The 18,471-nt window shown below is 38.3% G+C and carries 13 protein-coding genes; all 13 read left to right on the top strand.

Annotated elements, in window-relative coordinates; genetic code table 11:
- Positions 1-857: 857 nt before the first annotated feature.
- The 13 genes from AC1Z3T_RS13205 (at position 858) to acnA (ending at position 18,372) form a co-directional block, all read left to right on the top strand.
- Positions 858-2,921 (top strand): bifunctional diguanylate cyclase/phosphodiesterase, encoded by a 2,064-nt coding sequence (locus AC1Z3T_RS13205; protein ID WP_010591326.1) that lies wholly within the window; start codon positions 858-860, stop codon positions 2,919-2,921.
- Positions 2,922-3,318: 397 nt separating this feature from the next.
- Positions 3,319-3,855 carry a type 1 fimbrial major subunit FimA gene (gene fimA, locus AC1Z3T_RS13210; RefSeq protein ID WP_005031083.1) on the top strand — a complete coding sequence of 179 codons (537 nt, stop codon included), beginning with the start codon at positions 3,319-3,321 and terminating at the stop codon, positions 3,853-3,855.
- 53 nt (positions 3,856-3,908) lie between these two features.
- A complete protein-coding gene (locus tag AC1Z3T_RS13215) occupies positions 3,909-4,406 on the top strand; it encodes a hypothetical protein (protein ID WP_100884510.1) in 498 nt (165 codons plus the stop codon).
- Positions 4,407-4,425: 19 nt separating this feature from the next.
- Positions 4,426-5,127, top strand: coding sequence for a fimbria/pilus periplasmic chaperone (locus AC1Z3T_RS13220; protein ID WP_009585712.1), 702 nt, complete (start codon positions 4,426-4,428; stop codon positions 5,125-5,127).
- Positions 5,128-5,155: 28 nt separating this feature from the next.
- The gene (locus AC1Z3T_RS13225; RefSeq protein WP_005031079.1) at positions 5,156-7,768 is read left to right on the top strand and encodes an outer membrane usher protein; all 2,613 of its coding nucleotides are present in this window, start codon (positions 5,156-5,158) and stop codon (positions 7,766-7,768) included.
- 13 nt (positions 7,769-7,781) lie between these two features.
- Positions 7,782-8,807: a fimbrial protein gene (locus AC1Z3T_RS13230; protein ID WP_005031078.1), complete on the top strand. Its 1,026-nt coding sequence runs from the start codon at positions 7,782-7,784 to the stop codon at positions 8,805-8,807.
- A gap of 9 nt (positions 8,808-8,816) precedes the next feature.
- Positions 8,817-9,392, top strand: a complete 576-nt coding sequence (locus AC1Z3T_RS13235) for a fimbrial protein (protein WP_005031077.1) — start codon at positions 8,817-8,819, stop codon at positions 9,390-9,392.
- Positions 9,393-9,949: 557 nt separating this feature from the next.
- Entirely contained in the window at positions 9,950-10,564 is a 615-nt protein-coding gene (locus AC1Z3T_RS13240; protein ID WP_005031076.1) for a MarC family protein, read from the top strand.
- A 317-nt stretch (positions 10,565-10,881) separates the two neighbouring features.
- A complete protein-coding gene (locus AC1Z3T_RS13245) occupies positions 10,882-12,471 on the top strand; it encodes a peptide chain release factor 3 (RefSeq protein ID WP_004827642.1) in 1,590 nt (529 codons plus the stop codon).
- Positions 12,472-12,593: 122 nt separating this feature from the next.
- Entirely contained in the window at positions 12,594-13,379 is a 786-nt protein-coding gene (locus AC1Z3T_RS13250) for a hypothetical protein (RefSeq protein ID WP_373866537.1), read from the top strand.
- Between the two features lie 229 nt (positions 13,380-13,608).
- The gene (locus AC1Z3T_RS13255) at positions 13,609-14,577 is read left to right on the top strand and encodes an RsiV family protein (protein ID WP_100884511.1); all 969 of its coding nucleotides are present in this window, start codon (positions 13,609-13,611) and stop codon (positions 14,575-14,577) included.
- Positions 14,577-15,401, top strand: a complete 825-nt coding sequence (locus AC1Z3T_RS13260; RefSeq protein WP_100884512.1) for a TatD family hydrolase — start codon at positions 14,577-14,579, stop codon at positions 15,399-15,401. The genes AC1Z3T_RS13255 and AC1Z3T_RS13260 overlap by 1 nt, the downstream gene beginning before the upstream one ends.
- A 214-nt stretch (positions 15,402-15,615) precedes the next feature.
- Entirely contained in the window at positions 15,616-18,372 is a 2,757-nt protein-coding gene (acnA, locus tag AC1Z3T_RS13265; RefSeq protein WP_100884513.1) for an aconitate hydratase AcnA, read from the top strand.
- The last annotated feature ends 99 nt before the right edge of the window (positions 18,373-18,471 follow it).

Below are 18,471 nucleotides of genomic sequence, written 5' to 3' on the forward strand. Positions count from 1 at the left end.
ACAGATTTGACTGTATTAACCTGAGTTCGATGTAGTTAAATCTTCAACTCATTGAAAAATAATAAATCTCTATGGAGTCTTGCTGCGTTTTCATCAAATTTTAGGATGAGGAGCGGAGCTCCGCAAGCGCAACCATCAATAGCGTTTCATTTCTCTTGATCAATAAAATGAAAGCGAACAATAGATTGTTTGATGATCTAAAGCTTGCACTGCCACGCTTTACTTCTAAAGTTTAAATTGTTTTGCGTAGGCGATGCTTCACTTTTCAGAGATGAAAAGTGACAAAAATCTTTCGTTGAGCGAGGGGTACATCCTCATACCCCCGCTCAACATGGCGACATCCATGTCGCCTCACGATAGCAAGACCATCTATGATTCAAAAGTACAAAATAAATGAATCATCCAAATCACTTGTATGAATAATCAGGCGGTTTGGCTATATCATCTTTCATCAAGGATTTTTATAGAACTCAGGTTATATTAGCGCAAGTCAAATTTAAATTTGGATAATAACAAGTCAATATATACAGCTTCTACGATCCATTGACCTGATTTGTGAATTTTAAGAGGTTTTTTCATCGTTACTCTAATTTTTTCGTTTAAAAAGGGGAGGCTAATCACACTAAACTGTTTTAATTCTTTGATCTTTCTTTAATTCCACAAAATAAGCTCTAACTTAATCAACTATTTCAAAATTAGCTTGATAATTTTAAGAAAAATAACTTGACCTTCAATAGGATAGTGATATTTTAAGAAATATTAGAGTTCTTAAAAAGTGAACCTTTTTGCCATTATACGTCGTAAAACATTGGGGTTTCTTATAACAATAATAGGTTGACTACTGGAAGAAAAAATTTATGAGTTATATGAGTTATGATAGTAGTCTCGTAATAGGTTCTGCGTGCATTGCAGTGATTATCTGTTACATTGCTATTTCATTAGAACAACTCATTTTTACACCTCATGCGGCGCGTATTCAAAAAGTAATTATCTGTTTAAGTGGTATGGCACTTGGATTTGCCATTTGGGCGATGCATTTTGTCGGAATGTTGGCTTGCCATTTACCAGAAAATCACACTTTTGATCTAACACTCACTGTAATCTCTTATATTATTGCAACATTGGCTTCAATATTTGCAGTTTGGTTAACAACACAGGACACATTACCTCTTCCGCGTTTAATTTTAGGCGCTTTACTGATGGGATTGGGGATTGCCGGCATGCATTATGTCGGCATGATGGGGTTGGAAATTCCAAACCAGCAAATTTATTATCATCCAATTTTAGTCATACTCTCTGTGACGATTGCAATCAGTGGTTCGGGATTATCGTTTTGGCTGGCATTTAAGTATAAAAATACCTTTAGTCATAAGCTGTTGTATAAAGCCGCCGTATCCATCATGATTGCACTGAGCATTGTAGGGATGCACTATACGGGTATGGCGGCGGCAACGTTTTCGTCAACGCATGTCAATCATTTTGAAAATCAGTTGAACGAAGGGCAAGGTGTTTTGTTGTTCACTATTATTTTTGTGGCAAGTTTAATTCTTGTTTCTGCCTTTTGTGTGGCAATTTTAGAACGAAGATTAGAAGAACGCAGTTTACAATTAATACAAGCCAATAAAGAGCTTGAAGGATTGGCATTACAAGATAATCTCACCAAGTTACCTAATCGTCTTTTTTTAGTTGAATATACGGATGCATTATTTCTAGATTATAAGGAAACAGCAACAAAAATTGCCTTTGTTTATATTGATCTTGATCGTTTTAAGTCTGTGAATGATGCCTTTGGTCATCATATTGGCGATGAACTGCTGGTGAAGTTTGCTCAACGTTTATATCCATTATTGACTGAAGGACAAAAGTTGATTCGTATTGGTGGTGATGAATTTATCCTGATTCTTGAAGATTCAAGCCGTATTCAAGCCGAGCATATTGCTGAATTATTCTTACAAAAAATCCAGGATAGTTTTCAAATTTCGGGTAAAGAAATCAATATTTCAGCAAGCATAGGAATCGTCTTTTTTCCAGATCATGGGCAAAATTTACAAGATTTATTGATTAATGCGGATTCCGCAATGATGCAATCCAAAGAACAGGGGCGAAATACCTATAGTGTGTATAGCTGCTCTTTGGACCAGCAGCATCACAATCGAAGTCAATCTAAATTGATTAATGATTTATATAAAGCAGTTGAAGAACAACAATTTATCCTATTTTATCAACCAAAGTTTACCGCTGATTATCGTATTTGTGGTGTTGAAGCACTGATTCGTTGGAAACATCCAAGTTTAGGATTATTAGCACCCAGTATGTTTATTGGTGGCGCTGAACAGACAGGCTTAATTATTCGTATGGGCTATTGGGCTTTAGAACAAGCCTGTATGCAGATTCAACAGTGGGAACAAAAGAATTATGCCTTTTGTCCTGTTGCCGTTAATTTATCCGCGGTGCAATTTGAACATAAGCATCTGATTGGAAATTTAGAAAAGTTAATTCAGAAATATCATGTCAAGCATGGAAATTTAATTATCGAAATTACTGAATCAACAGCGATGCATCATATCGATGATAGTATTCAAACTTTTGAAAAACTTAGAAATTTAGGAATTAAACTGGCGATTGATGACTTTGGAACAGGGCATTCCAGTTTTTTATATTTAAAAGATTTACCTGTAGATGAATTAAAAATAGATCGTGAATTTATTCGAAATCTGTGTGAAGGTTCAAAAGAACAAATTATTTTAGAAAGTATTATTCATCTGGCAATCCGTTTAGGCTTGGTCGTCACCGCAGAAGGTGTCGAAACTGAACAACAAGCGCAAATTCTTAAACGTCTAGGTTGTCAACAATTACAAGGCTATCTTTTAGGAATGCCATTGCCTGTCGATCGTTTAGAAGCCAATTATCACTCTCCATAAATAGCCAACAGTGGTTGTTTCTGCGTTATTCACATCACCATTTTATTTCGCAAAAAATCAAATTAAATATTTAAATTGATAAAGTTAAGTATTTTTGATCAAAAAATAACAAATGTAATGTGTTGAAAAAAATAACTTTTTATATATCTATGCAAAAAACTCAGCAATCATCTTGAGTAAAAATCATTTTTCTTAATAGTAACTCAACGTCTACAATCTGCTTAGTTTATGTGATGACTGTCTCATAATTTTATTAAAACAAGATATATCTCAATTTGTTTAGATAAAATAAATGAAATTTTAATCAAAGCTAGATGATTGAAGTTAAAAGAATATGTATCAGTAATCACAATAAACCTTAAACATAATTTGTTTTCTCTTTTGAAAGGGTTATTTCATGAAAAAATTAGGTCTTCTTGCTGCTGCTTGTGTTATGTCATCTGCATCTTTTGCAGCACCAGTAAACGGTGGAACAGTTCATTTTGTGGGTGAATTAGTAAATGCTGCATGTGCAGTAAGTACAGATACAGCGGATCAAACTGTAGATTTGGGTCAACACCGTACTGCGCGTTTAGCTGTAGCTGGTGACAAATCAGGTCCAGTTCCATTCAACATTCAATTGGTTGACTGTGATGCTTCACTTGTAACTAACGGTGTTTCTTTTGCATTCAATGGTCAAACTGTAAGCACAAACAATAAATTATTGGCTGTAAACGGTGGTGGCGGTAACGCACCTGCTGCAACAAATGTTGGTATCGAAATCACAGATTATGCATCTAAAATTTTGGCTGTAGATGGTTCTGATTTCTCTACAGAAAAAGCAATTATTGATGGTACAAACACTTTCCCATTTACAGCACGTTATGTAGCGACTGGTGCATCTACACCAGGTAAAGCAAATGCTGATGCAACTTTTGTTGTGAACTATAACTAAGGATTCATTCAAATCTTGATTTGAATAAATCACACTGAATGGGCTGATTTCATATGAACAAATATTTAACTGTACTGGTTGGGATGTTTTTATTTCAAAGTGCTTTTGCAGACAGTTATGTATTTGGTGGAAGAGCCCATTTTAGTGGTTCCTTAGTGAATCCAAGCTGTTTATTTGCCCAGAAAAGCAACTTCAAGTTTGGTGAAAATCGTGAAACTGAGTCTCATTTAGAATTGAATGTTTCAAATTGCTCTTCAACGGTTTATTACAACCTCGCCATTGCTTTGAAAGATGCCAACAACAGTCATCTTATCTCTGACTCATTGGCGTTGCCTGAACAAACATTTTATTTGATGCCTAGCATGAATTTGCATCATTCAAATGTATATCAACGATCAACATTGTCTCAGGTCGCTCACGAAGTCACAAATATGACTCAAGAGCCTGAACTAACAAATATTGATGAAACAGTTGTATTGCCTTTATCGAAGCTCAATGGTCAGTCGACTGAAAATAGTAAAAATATTTTGATTTCTGTTTTTTATCCATAAGTTGTTTTGGAATATTGATATGAATTTAAGCATGTTTAAAAACGGTGTATTGGGTGTGGCTTTATCATGCCTAGCTTCCTTTTCATATGCTGAAGGTAAGGCGATTGGTGGGGTATCTTTAGGTGCAACACGTGTGATTTATCCGATGGAAGCCAAGCAAGTTTCTCTATCTGTGATCAACCACAGTAAAAAAGATCGCTATCTGATTAACTCATGGGTTGAAAATAAAAAAGAAGAAAAAGTTAAAAACTTTTTGGTGACGCCACCTTTATTTGTGGCAGAGCCAGCAACAGAAAATACTTTGAGAATTGTGAGCTTAGTAAAAGATCTGCCACAAGATCGTGAGTCAGTTTTTTGGTTAAATGTAAAATCAATTCCATCTGTAGACAAAGAAGTTCTTGCGGAAAAGAACATTTTACAGCTTGCTGTACTGTCACGAATCAAGCTGTTTGTTCGTCCAGAAAAATTAAAGATTGCGCCTGAAGACGCAATAACAAAAGTCAAATTTGTAAAAACTGCGGAAGGTGTAGAGGTGGATAACCAATCTCCTTATCACATCTCATTTGTCAATTTGGTGCTGAATGAGACCAAGTTAGATAGCGTGATGGCTGCACCATTTGAAAAAACAAAAATTTCAAAAACCTCAGGGAACAAGCTGAGTTATCAAACTGTGAATGACTATGGTGGTGTGACACCAAAAGTAGAAATAAACCTAAATTAATAATATGTGTTGTATAGGTACTTGAGTGATGATGCCGAATAAACCGATGTATGCAAAAATGAAAGTATTGCCAATGTGTATTGCATCGGCGATGGCGGTCAGTGCTGCATGCGTAGAAAACGCGCATGCAGAGCAAGTATTTAATACTGCCTTTTTAACTGATGGTTTGTCGAATGCGCAAATTGCAGACTTGACCAAATTACAAAGTTCACCACAACAATTACCAGGCGTTTATCGGGTTGAGATTTATGCCAATGATGAATATGTGGTTACTCGTGATATTCAGTTTGTGGAAAAACAAAATACTGCAGATGCAACAGGGTTAATGCCTTGTTTAGACCTTAAACTATTAGAAAGTTTTGGGGTAAATATGGCGGCTTATCCTGAGCTATTGGCATCGTCAAATCCACAATGTTTAGACATCAGTCAATTGATCAATGGTGCAAATAGTCGCTTTCAGTTTAGTAAGCAAAAACTCTATATTGATTTACCACAAATCTCGTTAAAAAATCAGGTGCGCGGATATATTCCACCAGAACAATGGGATGAAGGCATTAATGCGATGTTTTTAAATTACCGGATGTCAGGATATAACAACTCTGGTTCAGTTACTGCAGGAAATGGTCTATATATCAGTGTAGACAGTGGCATGAATTTAGGTTCATGGCAATTACGTCATTCTGGCAGTTTTAATTACAGTTCTAATAATAACTTGAGTACGCATGAGTGGACCAATCTCAATACTTATGTGCAAAAAACACTGATTCCAATCAAAAGCCAACTTAGAATTGGTGATGGTGCGAGCGAAGGCAGTATTTTTGATAGCTTCAGTTATCGTGGTGCCGAGTTATCTACTGCCGATGCCATGTATCCTGATAGCCAACAGGGTTATGCACCGAATGTGCGTGGGGTTGCTAAAACCAATGCCAAAGTTGTGATTCGACAAAATAATAATATTGTTTACCAAATCAATGTCGCTCCTGGTCCTTTCTTAATTCAGGACTTGAACCCTGCTTTTGGTAGTGGTGACTTACAGGTATCCATTGAAGAAAGTGATGGTTCAATCCAAAGTTACCTTGTGCCGTATTCAAGTTTACCGATTTTACAACGCGAAGGGCGTACACGTTATAGTGTTTTAGCGGGTGAATTCCGCAATGGTTCTCGTAACAACAGAGAAAATGAAAATGTTGTGCAAGCGACTGTTGTACATGGATTACCAAAAGGGCTTTCGATTTATGGCGGGACTCAACTGTCCTCGAACTATCAAAGCACTTTACTCGGCTTTGGCAGTAACATGGGGCAGTTTGGCGCTTTTTCTTTCGATTTAACGCATGCAAACAGTGAGTTGGTCGATGGTTCCAAGCACCGTGGTCAATCGATGCGTTTCCTCTACTCTAAATCTTTACTGCGCTCAGGAACAAGTTTTCAGCTTTTGGGTTATCGCTATTCAACGCGTGGCTTCTATACACTCAATGATGTCTTTTACGGGCAAATGAGTGAAAACTATAGTGAGGCTGAAACTCAGGACGGCAATTTGGCAAATGTAGGTATCATTGCCAATGGCTATGATCTGAACCATGCTAAAAAAGGTCGTTTGCAAGCCAACATTTCGCACTCAATGGGGCGTTATGGTTCACTTTACTTTGCAGCAAACCAGCAAAGTTATTGGGGAACTGCCAAAAAAGATGAATGGATACAGGCTGGCTACAATGGTGCATGGAATGGCATAAGCTATTCGCTCGGTGTCAGCCGCAACATGTTTTCACAACTGGACAAAGTAAATACACTTTATACCGCTAATGCATCTTTTCCGCTCGGTCGTCTGCGTTCTAAAGCGAATTTCCGTGATAACCCTTGGGCGAATACCTATGCAACAGTATCGACCACACAAAATTCAGATGGCAATAATTCTTATCAGACTGGAATTAGCGGCACTTTATTGAAAGACCGCAATTTGAGTTATAGCATTCGCCAAGGTTATGTCACTGAACAAGGTTCAGCAGGCGCCATTAATGTGGGCTATAACGGAACTTATGGCAATGTAGGTGCAGGTTATAGCTATGATGGAAACAATAATCGCTTTAGCTATAGTGCAAGTGGTGGCATGTTGCTGCATAAAGATGGATTGACCTTTGGTCAGATTCTTGGTGATACCAGTATTTTAGTCAAAGCTCCTGGTGCTAAAGGAGTCAAAGTTGAAAACTATAATGGGGTTAAAACCGATTGGCGTGGTTATGCAATCTTGCCGTATGCCTCTGAATATCGTTTAAATCGTGTGGCATTGGATTCAAACAGTTTTGATTCAAATTTAGAAATCAACAGCAATGTCAATAATGTTGTGCCAATTCGTGGTGCGATTAGCCGCGCAACATTTGATACCAGTATTGGTGTACGTGCTTTGATCGATCTCAAATATCAAGGGCAACCGATCCCTTATGCCAGTAATGTGACGGTCACTGCGAGTAAAACTGTAGGTATGGCGGCAGAGTCAGGGCAAGTTTATATGACTGGCTTACCGCTTAAAGGTGTGCTTGAAGTAACTTGGGGCGACGCAAACGAACAAAAATGTGTTGCAGATTATGATATTAGCACTGCTGACTTAAGCCTTGCAGTACAACAGTTTGATGTTGAATGTAAGTAACCGGAGAATATTGATGAAAAACCAATTACTTGCTTCAACTCTATTAATTCTGACTGCGATGGATGTTTCAGCAGGCTGGTGGCGTGAAGAACACAACAAAAATTTATATGCGGACTTTGGTACCTATACGTTTACCGATCCTGCCGATAATACGGCAGGAAAGACCTTTGATTCAGTCCTGACAGTCAGTGTAAATGGTGATCCTTGGACGACCCATTGTGATAACGGTACGACGCTCACTGGCGCTTCTATTCCTATTTATATGACTGCCTACTACACAGGACCTCGAGTCATCATTGGCGGAAAAAGCTATATGCAAGTGAATGACTACTTACAAGCCTCTGTTCGATATACCTATAATGGAACCAATATTAACGTACCCGCTCAAAATGGGCGCTTTGGTTTTCCATCTGAACGCTGTGGAACTTCTACACACACTGGAAATACACAATATACAGTGACCATGAGGATTTCTAAACCTTTTGTTGGATTTACGGATATTGACATTCCATTGGCTGACTTCTATGTCGGTGATAATGCTGCTCCGTATGGTTCTGCACTCATTAATGGTGCAAAACAAACCTTACATCTAAGAGGACGAGTGATTGTTCCTCAAAACTGTATTATTAATGATGATGTTGAATCAATTGTTGATTTTGGAAATATCCCAACTTATAACTTTAAAAGTGCGGGTATAGGCAACAAAATTAACGGTATTCCGAAAGCCAATATGCCGTTGTCAATAAAATGTAATAGTTTTATTAGCGATAATGCACCACTAACGCTACGGGTCCAAACAGACAAAGTTGGTGGACCTGCCAATGACATCATTGTGTCCAATAATCCTGATATTGGTTTTAAAATGTCAGACCAAAATGACAATGTACTGATTCCTAATAATATCAACAGTAAAATTCATTTCAACAATACCAATCCTGCCAATATCGTGGTGAAAGCATGGCCTGTTAGTGTCACTGGAAACCAGCCTACACCAGGTCCTTTTCAGGCGCGTGGCTATTTCAGAATAGATTTTGACTAGGGGTTGATGATGAATATATTAAAGCAAAATCTTTATCGTACGGCTTGTTTGCTTATGGTGAGTATGGGTCTGTACAGTTATGCACACGCTGATTTGGGAACCTATAACTTTACTTTAAAAGGCAATGCGACAAATTCAACCTGTGGTGTTGAGGAGAGTCAGGCGCATAAAATAGTCGATATGGGATTAAATTCTACACGTCAATTAAAAACACCCGGAGATAAAGGTCCACGTGTCGCGATTCCATTTAATTTGGTTCAATGCCCTGCGGGAGCAGAAGTCAGGTTTACGTTTATGGGTGAACAGAACCCTGTGAATAATCAACTTTTGGCTTTAAGTAATCCTAATGCAACATCAACTGCACAGCACGTTGCGATCGAGTTAACAGATTCTAATCGTAATCGCGTTCCAATTACTAAAACAAATAGATTTCCAAATGATGTTTCTAGTAAAAGTCGTCCTTTTTTAGTGGATGCGAATGGCAATGCCTCAGTAGTATTTTATGCCAATTATATTGCAACGGATGCGCCTGCAACGCCAGGTTTTGCCAATGCCTATGCTGAATTTTGGATAGACTATCAATAAAAAAAGCACAGTAAAATATTTGATTCTTCAATGTTTTTTAGGGGGCAATAAACAGTATAGCCATCAAATGTTTTACTTACTCAGATAACTGATTTGGATCAACATGCTCATTCAAAATAAGTTGATCTTTTGCTATAAACATTTACACCTAGATTGACGATCTTGCTGATCGTCTATGAGAGAAAGTTTTGATCGATAACTAAATTCTAAAAGTTATTAGATTAGATGTTATTGTAATTTTGATGAGTTTAAGATTTAGCATAACTACGCTTAAAAAATAAATAAAATCATAATGTTGAAACTTTTTAAAGGTAAGGCATCTCAGCGCTACTTGGTTCGTTTTGAATTGTCCGTTTTGATCATGCTAAACGAAAACCAATCTGATGACTGAAACCAGTACCTGCATAGTTACAATTTTTTATCATTTTATGTTTTATAAGTGAATGAATCCTAGATAAGTTTACAATTTTAAATAATGAGTCCGACAAAATTTATGAAGATCGGGCATTACACTTTATTTAGTCATAAATTGATAAACTTTTTTGTGGAAAGTTCTTATGTTTTCAAACTATATCCATTCTTTTGCTTTATTTTTTTCCTTGCTCAATCCTTTTTTAATGAGCATCTATATGATTGGAATGATTCGACATACTGAAACGAAGGTGTTTAATAAAAGTTTAGCCCAAGGGGCATTGATTGCTTATGTGGTTTTTTTACTGTTCGCATGGGGTGGCGAAGCAATCTTTAGTTCTTATTTAAATGTTCGTTTTGAATCCTTTCAGATTTTTGGTGGACTGATTTTCTTGGTGATCGGTTATCGTTTTGTTTTCCAAGGTGCGGATACGATTGGAGAGATGAGAGGAACGCCAGCACATTTGGCAAGTACGATGGCGATGCCTTTCATGATTGGTCCAGGTACAATTAGTGCGGCTGTGGTCACTGGTGTCAGTATGTCTTTAGTCGAATCAGCACTCTTGATTGCATTCACTTTATTTATCAGCTGTGGCATTTTAATGATTATGAAATTTGGTCATGATCATCTGCGCTATAGTCATGCCAAATATATTGATCGTTATTTTGATATTGTTGGGCGTTTATCCGCACTTTTAATAGGCACCATCGCAATTGATATGATTGCCAATGGAATCATTGGATTGATGAATAAATATTAGTTAAAAAATCTTCTATTCAATCTATTTTAAACACGGATCAGATTCTCTTGATGAAAAGAGGCTAAAGCAGTTTTAACCGCAGATTGGTTTTTGAGTATAGTATGCAAGGTTGATTATTTTTCAAATCTCATTCGCGTTCTTATTTTAATCTCGATGAGACTTTTAACGGCTATGTACAGATAAATTAAGCCTGATTAACAGGCGTTAAAATAGCAATGAAATCTGATACAATATTGCCAATTTTTGATTTCTCATTTTTCAGTTCAAGTACATATTTCTCAATGTGTACGTAACTGTGCACCTATTGTAGATTTTTTATGTTTAAAGAACAGTTGGCTACAGAAGTAGCAGCGCGTAGGACTTTCGCGATTATTTCCCACCCCGATGCTGGTAAAACCACAATGACAGAAAAACTGTTGTTATGGGGTAAAGCAATTCAGGTTGCAGGAATGGTAAAAAGCCGTAAATCAGACCGTGCTGCGACATCGGACTGGATGGAAATGGAAAAAGAACGTGGGATTTCGATTACCACGTCTGTGATGCAGTTTCCTTATAAAAAGCATGTCATTAACTTGCTGGATACCCCAGGGCATGAAGACTTCTCGGAAGATACATACCGTACTTTAACTGCGGTTGACTCTGCATTGATGGTGATTGACGGTGCAAAAGGTGTCGAAGAACGTACCATTAAATTAATGGAAGTGTGTCGTATGCGCGACACACCGATTATTTCATTCGTCAACAAAATGGACCGTGAAATTCGTGAACCATTAGAACTACTTGATGAAATTGAAAATGTTCTCAAAATCCGTTGTGTGCCAATCACTTGGCCTTTGGGTATGGGTCGTGATTTTGCGGGTGTCTACAATATTCTCGAAGATAAGCTTTATCTTTATAAAGCTGGCTTTGGTTCAACCATTACAGATATTGAAATTCGTGATGGCTATGACTATCCAGATATTCGTGACAAAGTTGGTGACTTGGCATTTGCATCTTTTGAAGAATCTCTAGAGTTAGTCAAAATGGCGAATGATCCGCTTGATCCAGCAGAGTTTTTGGCAGGACGACAAACCCCTGTATTATTTGGTACAGCTTTAGGAAACTTTGCCGTTGATCATGTGCTTGATGCATTTATTCAATGGGCACCCGAACCGAAAGCACATCCAACACATGAACGTACTGTTGAAGCAACAGAGGAAGGCTTCAGTGGTTTTGTTTTTAAAATTCAAGCCAATATGGATCCGAAGCATCGTGACCGAATTGCATTTATGCGAATCTGCTCAGGAAAATATGAGAAAGGTTTGAAAATGAATCATGTGCGTATTGGCAAAGATGTACGAATCAGTGATGCTTTAACCTTTCTTGCCGGTGAGCGTGAGCAACTTGAAGAGGCATGGCCAGGTGATATCATTGGTCTGCATAACCACGGTACGATTCAAATCGGTGATACCTTTACCTCAGGCGAAAACCTTCATTTCACGGGTATTCCGCACTTTGCACCAGAAATGTTCCGCCGTGTACGTTTAAAAGATCCATTAAAATCTAAACAGCTTCAAAAAGGTTTGAAAGAACTTTCTGAAGAAGGCGCAACACAAGTGTTTATGCCCCAAATCAATAATGATTTGATTGTAGGTGCTGTGGGAGTGCTTCAGTTTGATGTGGTTGCATATCGATTGAAAGAAGAATACAAAGTGGATTGTATTTATGAACCTGTGAATATCAATACCGTGCGTTGGGTTTCATGTGATGATGAAAAGAAATTCAATGAATTTAAGAAAAAAGCACATGACCAGCTTTCAGTTGATGGTGGTGGTCATTTAACTTATCTTGCACCTAGTCGTGTGAATTTACAGCTGATGCAAGAGCGTTATCCTGACATTCAGTTCCGTGCAACGCGTGAACATTAAGTTCAGCTAACTTATTGCAAAATGTAAAAACAGCTTCCTAGTGAAGCTGTTTTTGTATCAAAATACAATGCTTTTTGTCCAAAGGGATTTATGCGGTGCAATATTCAAAAAAAATAATCACGATGTTTTGTTTAAGTACCTTGGTTTTGATGGCATGTGATTCAAAAAAAGATCAAGATAAAGACGGTTCAGTATTACAACCTAAACAAGAAGCCGCTGAAGTTTTACCTTATTTAAATATTCAAGAAACCAAAGCAGATTATGCTTTGCCGTTTTGTGAGAAAAAGAATTGCATCGAAATCGACATTCAAACGATTAAAACTCAAGATGCTTGGTTAAACCAATGGATTAGCAATAATCAGGCGACTGTGATTCAAGCACAAATTGATTTAAAACAGAACATGACTTTACAACAAGCGATCAATGCTTTTGTCAAAAAATCAGATGCATGGCAAGAAGAGTTTCCGAAAAACAAAGCGTTTGAATTACACATGCAGACCCGAATGGCATCACAACGTAATCAATATGTTTTACTGCAAGTTGCAGTCAATTCACTACAAGCAGATGTTAGTATTCAAGAACGTCAATACTTTTTCGTTGCAGACCGTAAGTTGAAAAAAAGTTTAAGTATTTTGGATGTCATTCAAGCAGATCAACAAAATCAGCTGAATCGTTGGGTGCAAGAAAAATATGCAGCATGGTTAGAAAAGCAAAATACGGATGTGAAAAAACATGCGCCGAAAAAGCTGTATTGGGGGCAGGCAGATTGGTTCTTTGATGGAGAAGGCGTGGGCTTACATTATCGCGCCAATGAGATTGTAGAAGATGGCACTCAGTTAGATATTTATTTAAGCAAAGAACAAACCCAAAAAATACTGAAAGCTGAAGTATTTCAACGCATGTTTTAGATTTGATCTAGTCAGTACAACTCATCAAGATATGATTTATATGTCCTATCGCTCTGACAACGATTAATGATTGAGGGCTTGATCGCTACCTTAAACTAACGATGAAGAAGATGTTAATAAGGCTTCAATTTTGATACAAATTTTGATTGAGGATTGAGACAGAGAAGAATAGGCTATCTTCTATAGAGATAGAAAAATCTTGGCTTGGATCGTTGGATAGGTTTGTGAAATGTTGAATCAAAAAAATACCTTAGCACTTTCAATTGTGTTAATCACCTTGGGATTAACAGCGTGTCAAAAACCAGACTCTAAAAAAGTAGAGTCAGCTGTCGATCAAACTGCTGCGTCTCAAGTTCCAGACACGTCACTGTTATTGCAAGGCGATCGAGCCAAATTAAAATTAAACTTACCTGAGTGTGATGGAAATACATGCCCTGAATTTTCAATTGAACGATTGCAAAGTAACCAGCCCTTTGTAGATAAAGTGATTGATCAAGCGATTTTGGATAATCTGGATAAAATGTTGGATATTGCACAGTTGAGTAAAAAAGTTGCGGATCAACAGCAAGCCAGTTCACAAGCTTCAGCCAGTGAAGTCAACACAGACAAGACTCCAACGCAACAATTACAGGATCGTGTTCAACCTTATACAAACTCATTCTTGGCATTGGATAAAGAACTTAAGACATTGGGTGCAAGTGGTCAGATCACAATTAGTTTAAGCCCTAAAATATTAAATTCTGACAAGCCTTTAGCCACTGTTGTATTAAATAGCAGTAGCTACTTAGGTGGTGCGCATGGATCATCTGCACAAACTTATTTTAATTTTGATTTGGTCAGTAAAAAGCAAGTCAACTTGAATCAAATCATAGAAGCAAATCAAAAAGCAAAATTTGAAAAACTCGCTCATGATGCTTTTAAAGTTTGGGTTATCGATTCAAAACTTGCTGATAATGTGAATGAGTATGAACAAGCGTGGAAATTTCAATTATCTGATAATTTCTATTTAGGTAAACAAGGTCTAATTTTGCAATATGGTGAATATGATATTGGACCATATGTGGTGGGCTTGCCACGCTTAACCATTCCTTATGATCAATTAAAAGGTATATTAAAACCGCAATATTTTCCTGCAGAAATGCAAGTCGATCAACCGAATAGTTCTGCGCCAGTGGCAGACAACAAAACGAAATCATAATGTCTTTGAGACTGTTTGATACCCATACCCATTTCGATGTTCCTGATTTTGATCAGGATCGAGAGGCGTTGGCGTACCAAGCAAAACTGGCTGGGGTTGAACATCTGGTTTTAATTGGTTTTTTACAGTCTCGTTTTCAAGATTTGATCCAAACTCAACATGCGCTAAACCAGTTAAAGAATGCACCCCGTAGCCATCTAGCGCCCGGGTTGCATCCTTTTAATATTGAGCAACATGATTTAACTCATCTCAATGCACTCGAACAGATTCTTCAAACAGAACAGTGTATTGCTGTTGGAGAGATTGGTTTAGATACCTTTCTCAAACAACATAAACAGTCTGAAATTTTGGACAAGCAAAAAGCATTCTTTTCAGCACAGATTGAACTGGCCCAACAATTTGATTTGCCGATTCTTTTACATATTCGTAAATCACATGCGGATGTACTTACGATGTTGAAGCAACACCAGTTTCAAAATGGCGGAATTGCTCATGCTTTCAGTGGCGGCGTAGAAGAGGCCAAGGCATTGATCAAATTAGGATTTAAAATTGGGGTTACAGGGCAAATTACTCAGCCAAATGCCAAAAAGCTCCATGCTGTGGTACAGGCAGTAGGAGCTGAGCACCTTGTTTTAGAAACAGACTGTCCAGATATGACGCCTTTGTGTTGTCAGACATCTACAGAGCATCGAACCCGCAATACACCCGTCAATTTACCCTATGTTTTGGCAGGCTTAGCTGAGTCTTTAGCGATAGAGCCTGGACCATTGGCAGATATTTTGTGGAACAACACTTTGACATGCTTGAGGATGGAAAAGGTTTGATCATATGTTAAATTTGCCAAGGCTCGGTCTATATCCACTCAAAATATCTTGAGTAGATGGGGAGAGATCACTGGTCAATCGTTGTTGCATTTGATCGCATAAATTGAATAAAAATAACCAATTCACAACACCTAAAATAAATATTTGTCTTAGATTGAAAGAAGTACTCCAAGTAGCTCAATAAGAAATTAACGCCAAGCTGGAGGTTCACTCAATGGCAAAGTATGGTCGTATAAATAGTTTGAATTCGCTACAGAACTTAAATGTCGGGAATTCAACATATAAAATTTTTAGTTTGAAACAAGCCCAATCTGAATTAGGTGATCTTTCAAAACTACCGAAATCACTCAAAGTACTGTTGGAAAATTTACTGAGATTTGAAGATGATCTCACCGTAAAGCGAAGTGATATTCAGGCAATTGTAGATTGGCAGAAAGCGAAAACATCAGATCAAGAAATTCAGTATCGACCAGCACGGGTATTAATGCAGGATTTCACTGGTGTTCCTGCTGTTGTCGATTTAGCTGCAATGCGTGCTGCTGTTCAGGCGGCGCATAAAGATCCAAATATAATTAATCCTTTATCTCCTGTAGATTTGGTGATTGACCATTCGGTAATGGTGGATCATTTTGGAACAGACCAAGCCTTTGATGAGAATGTTGAAATTGAAATGCAACGTAATGGTGAGCGTTATCAATTTTTACGTTGGGGGCAGTCATCCTTTGATAATTTTAGTGTTGTTCCACCGGGCACTGGGATCTGCCATCAAGTTAATCTAGAGTATTTGGCGCAGGCTGTTTGGTTAGGTGACAGTGATGGTGAAAGCTATGCTTTTCCAGACACTTTGGTCGGGACTGACTCACATACCACCATGATCAATGGTTTAGGTGTATTGGGCTGGGGTGTTGGAGGCATCGAAGCTGAAGCAGCAATGTTGGGGCAACCGATTTCGATGCTGATTCCTGAAGTGATTGGTTTTAAATTAACAGGCAAGTTAAGAGAGGGAATCACAGCAACCGATTTGGTATTAACCATTACTCAAATGCTACGCAAAAAAGGCGTGGTTGGTAAATTTGTCGAATTTTACGGTGACGGTCTTGCAGATCTACCGCTTGCTGATCGAGCAACCATTGCCAATATGGCACCTGAATATGGAGCAACTTGTGGCTTTTTCCCCATTGATGAAATCACACTTGGCTATTTAAGATTAACAGGCCGACAAGATGATCGGATTGCACTGGTAGAAGCTTACTGTAAAGAACAAGGATTGTGGCGTAATACTGGAGATGAACCTGTATTTACCGATACTTTGGCATTGGACATGAATACAGTTGAAGCCAGTGTTGCAGGACCAAAACGTCCGCAGGATCGTGTCGTATTACCTGATATTCCAAAAACCTTTAGTGCATTGATGGAATTAGACCTTAAACCTGCCAAAATTGAGAAAGAACGCTTGGTGAATGAGGGTGGTGCTGGCACAGCCATTGATTCAAAACAATCTGCATTACAAAATGAAGAGCCGCATTGTGTCATTGATGGTAAACGTTATCCATTGACCGATGGTGATGTGGTGATTTCTGCAATTACGTCATGTACCAATACATCTAACCCAAGTGTAATGTTAGCAGCAGGCTTATTAGCCCAAAAGGCTATAGAGAAAGGCTTGCAACGTAAGCCGTGGGTTAAAAGTTCTTTAGCACCAGGCTCTAAAGTCGTAACGGATTATTTAGAGGCGGCAGGATTGCTGTCATATTTAGACCAGTTGGGCTATAACCTTGTGGGTTATGGTTGTACTACCTGTATTGGTAACTCAGGACCATTGCCTCAGCCGATCGAAGATGCAATTCAGTGCTATGACCTCAATGTGGCATCCGTACTTTCAGGCAACCGAAACTTTGAAGGACGTGTGCATCCATTGGTGAAAACCAACTGGTTGGCTTCTCCACCATTGGTTGTAGCGTTTGGGTTATTAGGCACGATACGCAGTGATATTACCAGCACAGCATTAGGGCACGATCAACAAGGTCAACCAGTATATCTCAAAGATATTTGGCCGAGTCAAATCGAGATTGATGAGGTGCTGGAAAAAGTGAATACGCAGATGTTCCATAAAGAATATGCGGCAGTTTTTGATGGTGATGAAAAATGGCAAGCAATTCAGATTCCTGATTCTGAAACCTATGAATGGGATGAACAATCGACCTATATCCGTCATCCTCCATTCTTTGAAGGCATTGATCAACCCGCGAAACCAATTCAAGATATTCTCAATGCCAATATCTTGGCCGTTCTTGGTGACTCAGTCACTACAGACCATATTTCTCCTGCGGGGAATATCAAGAAAGAAAGCCCAGCGGGGCGTTACCTAGAAGCGCAAGGTGTGGATCAAAAAGACTTCAATTCATATGGCTCACGTCGTGGTAATCATGAAGTTATGATGCGGGGAACATTTGCCAATATTCGTATTAAAAATGAAATGTTGAATGGTGAGGAAGGCGGCAACACACTGTATATCCCAACAGGCGAAAAATTGGCGATCTATGATGCTGCAATGAAATACCAACAGGATTCGACACCTTTGGTGATCATTGCAGGTAAGGAATATGGTACAGGTTCTTCACGAGACTGGGCAGCCAAAGGAACCAATCTTTTGGGGGTGAAAGCGGTAATTACCGAGAGTTTTGAACGGATTCATCGTTCAAATTTAGTCGGTATGGGGGTACTTCCTTTACAGTTTGTGGATGGGCAAACCCGTCAGTCGTTAAATTTAACAGGTCATGAGCAACTGTCGATTTATGGCTTATCGGATGATATACAACCGCATCAAAGCTTAGATGTGGAAGTTAAACGTGCAGATGGTTCACAAGATCGTTTCAAAGTGTTATGCCGTATTGATACCTTGAATGAAGTGGAATACTTTAAAGCAGGTGGTATCTTGCATTATGTATTACGAAACTTAATTGCTTCCTAGTTGAACGCTTCCACATAATTTTTCAGTTCTCCAAGCCCTGTATACGGTACAGGGCTTTTTTTATTGCATCTAGGCAAGACACATTGTCGAGAAATGAGT

Source organism: Acinetobacter sp. B-6, assembly GCF_056930735.1.

Bases quoted from the DNA above. Each gene is read 5' to 3' on its own strand.
- AC1Z3T_RS13250 (WP_373866537.1), top strand. From the start codon at position 12,594: ATGTTTTGTTTAAGTACCTTGGTTTTGATGGCATGTGATTCAAAAAAA.
- AC1Z3T_RS13220 (WP_009585712.1), top strand. From the start codon at position 4,426: ATGAATTTAAGCATGTTTAAAAACGGTGTATTGGGTGTGGCTTTATCA.
- AC1Z3T_RS13230 (WP_005031078.1), top strand. From the start codon at position 7,782: ATGAAAAACCAATTACTTGCTTCAACTCTATTAATTCTGACTGCGATG.
- AC1Z3T_RS13235 (WP_005031077.1), top strand. From the start codon at position 8,817: ATGAATATATTAAAGCAAAATCTTTATCGTACGGCTTGTTTGCTTATG.
- AC1Z3T_RS13215 (WP_100884510.1), top strand. From the start codon at position 3,909: ATGAACAAATATTTAACTGTACTGGTTGGGATGTTTTTATTTCAAAGT.
- AC1Z3T_RS13225 (WP_005031079.1), top strand. From the start codon at position 5,156: ATGATGCCGAATAAACCGATGTATGCAAAAATGAAAGTATTGCCAATG.
- AC1Z3T_RS13245 (WP_004827642.1), top strand. From the start codon at position 10,882: ATGTTTAAAGAACAGTTGGCTACAGAAGTAGCAGCGCGTAGGACTTTC.
- fimA (WP_005031083.1), top strand. From the start codon at position 3,319: ATGAAAAAATTAGGTCTTCTTGCTGCTGCTTGTGTTATGTCATCTGCA.
- AC1Z3T_RS13240 (WP_005031076.1), top strand. From the start codon at position 9,950: ATGTTTTCAAACTATATCCATTCTTTTGCTTTATTTTTTTCCTTGCTC.
- AC1Z3T_RS13260 (WP_100884512.1), top strand. From the start codon at position 14,577: ATGTCTTTGAGACTGTTTGATACCCATACCCATTTCGATGTTCCTGAT.
- AC1Z3T_RS13255 (WP_100884511.1), top strand. From the start codon at position 13,609: ATGTTGAATCAAAAAAATACCTTAGCACTTTCAATTGTGTTAATCACC.
- AC1Z3T_RS13205 (WP_010591326.1), top strand. From the start codon at position 858: ATGAGTTATATGAGTTATGATAGTAGTCTCGTAATAGGTTCTGCGTGC.
- acnA (WP_100884513.1), top strand. From the start codon at position 15,616: ATGGCAAAGTATGGTCGTATAAATAGTTTGAATTCGCTACAGAACTTA.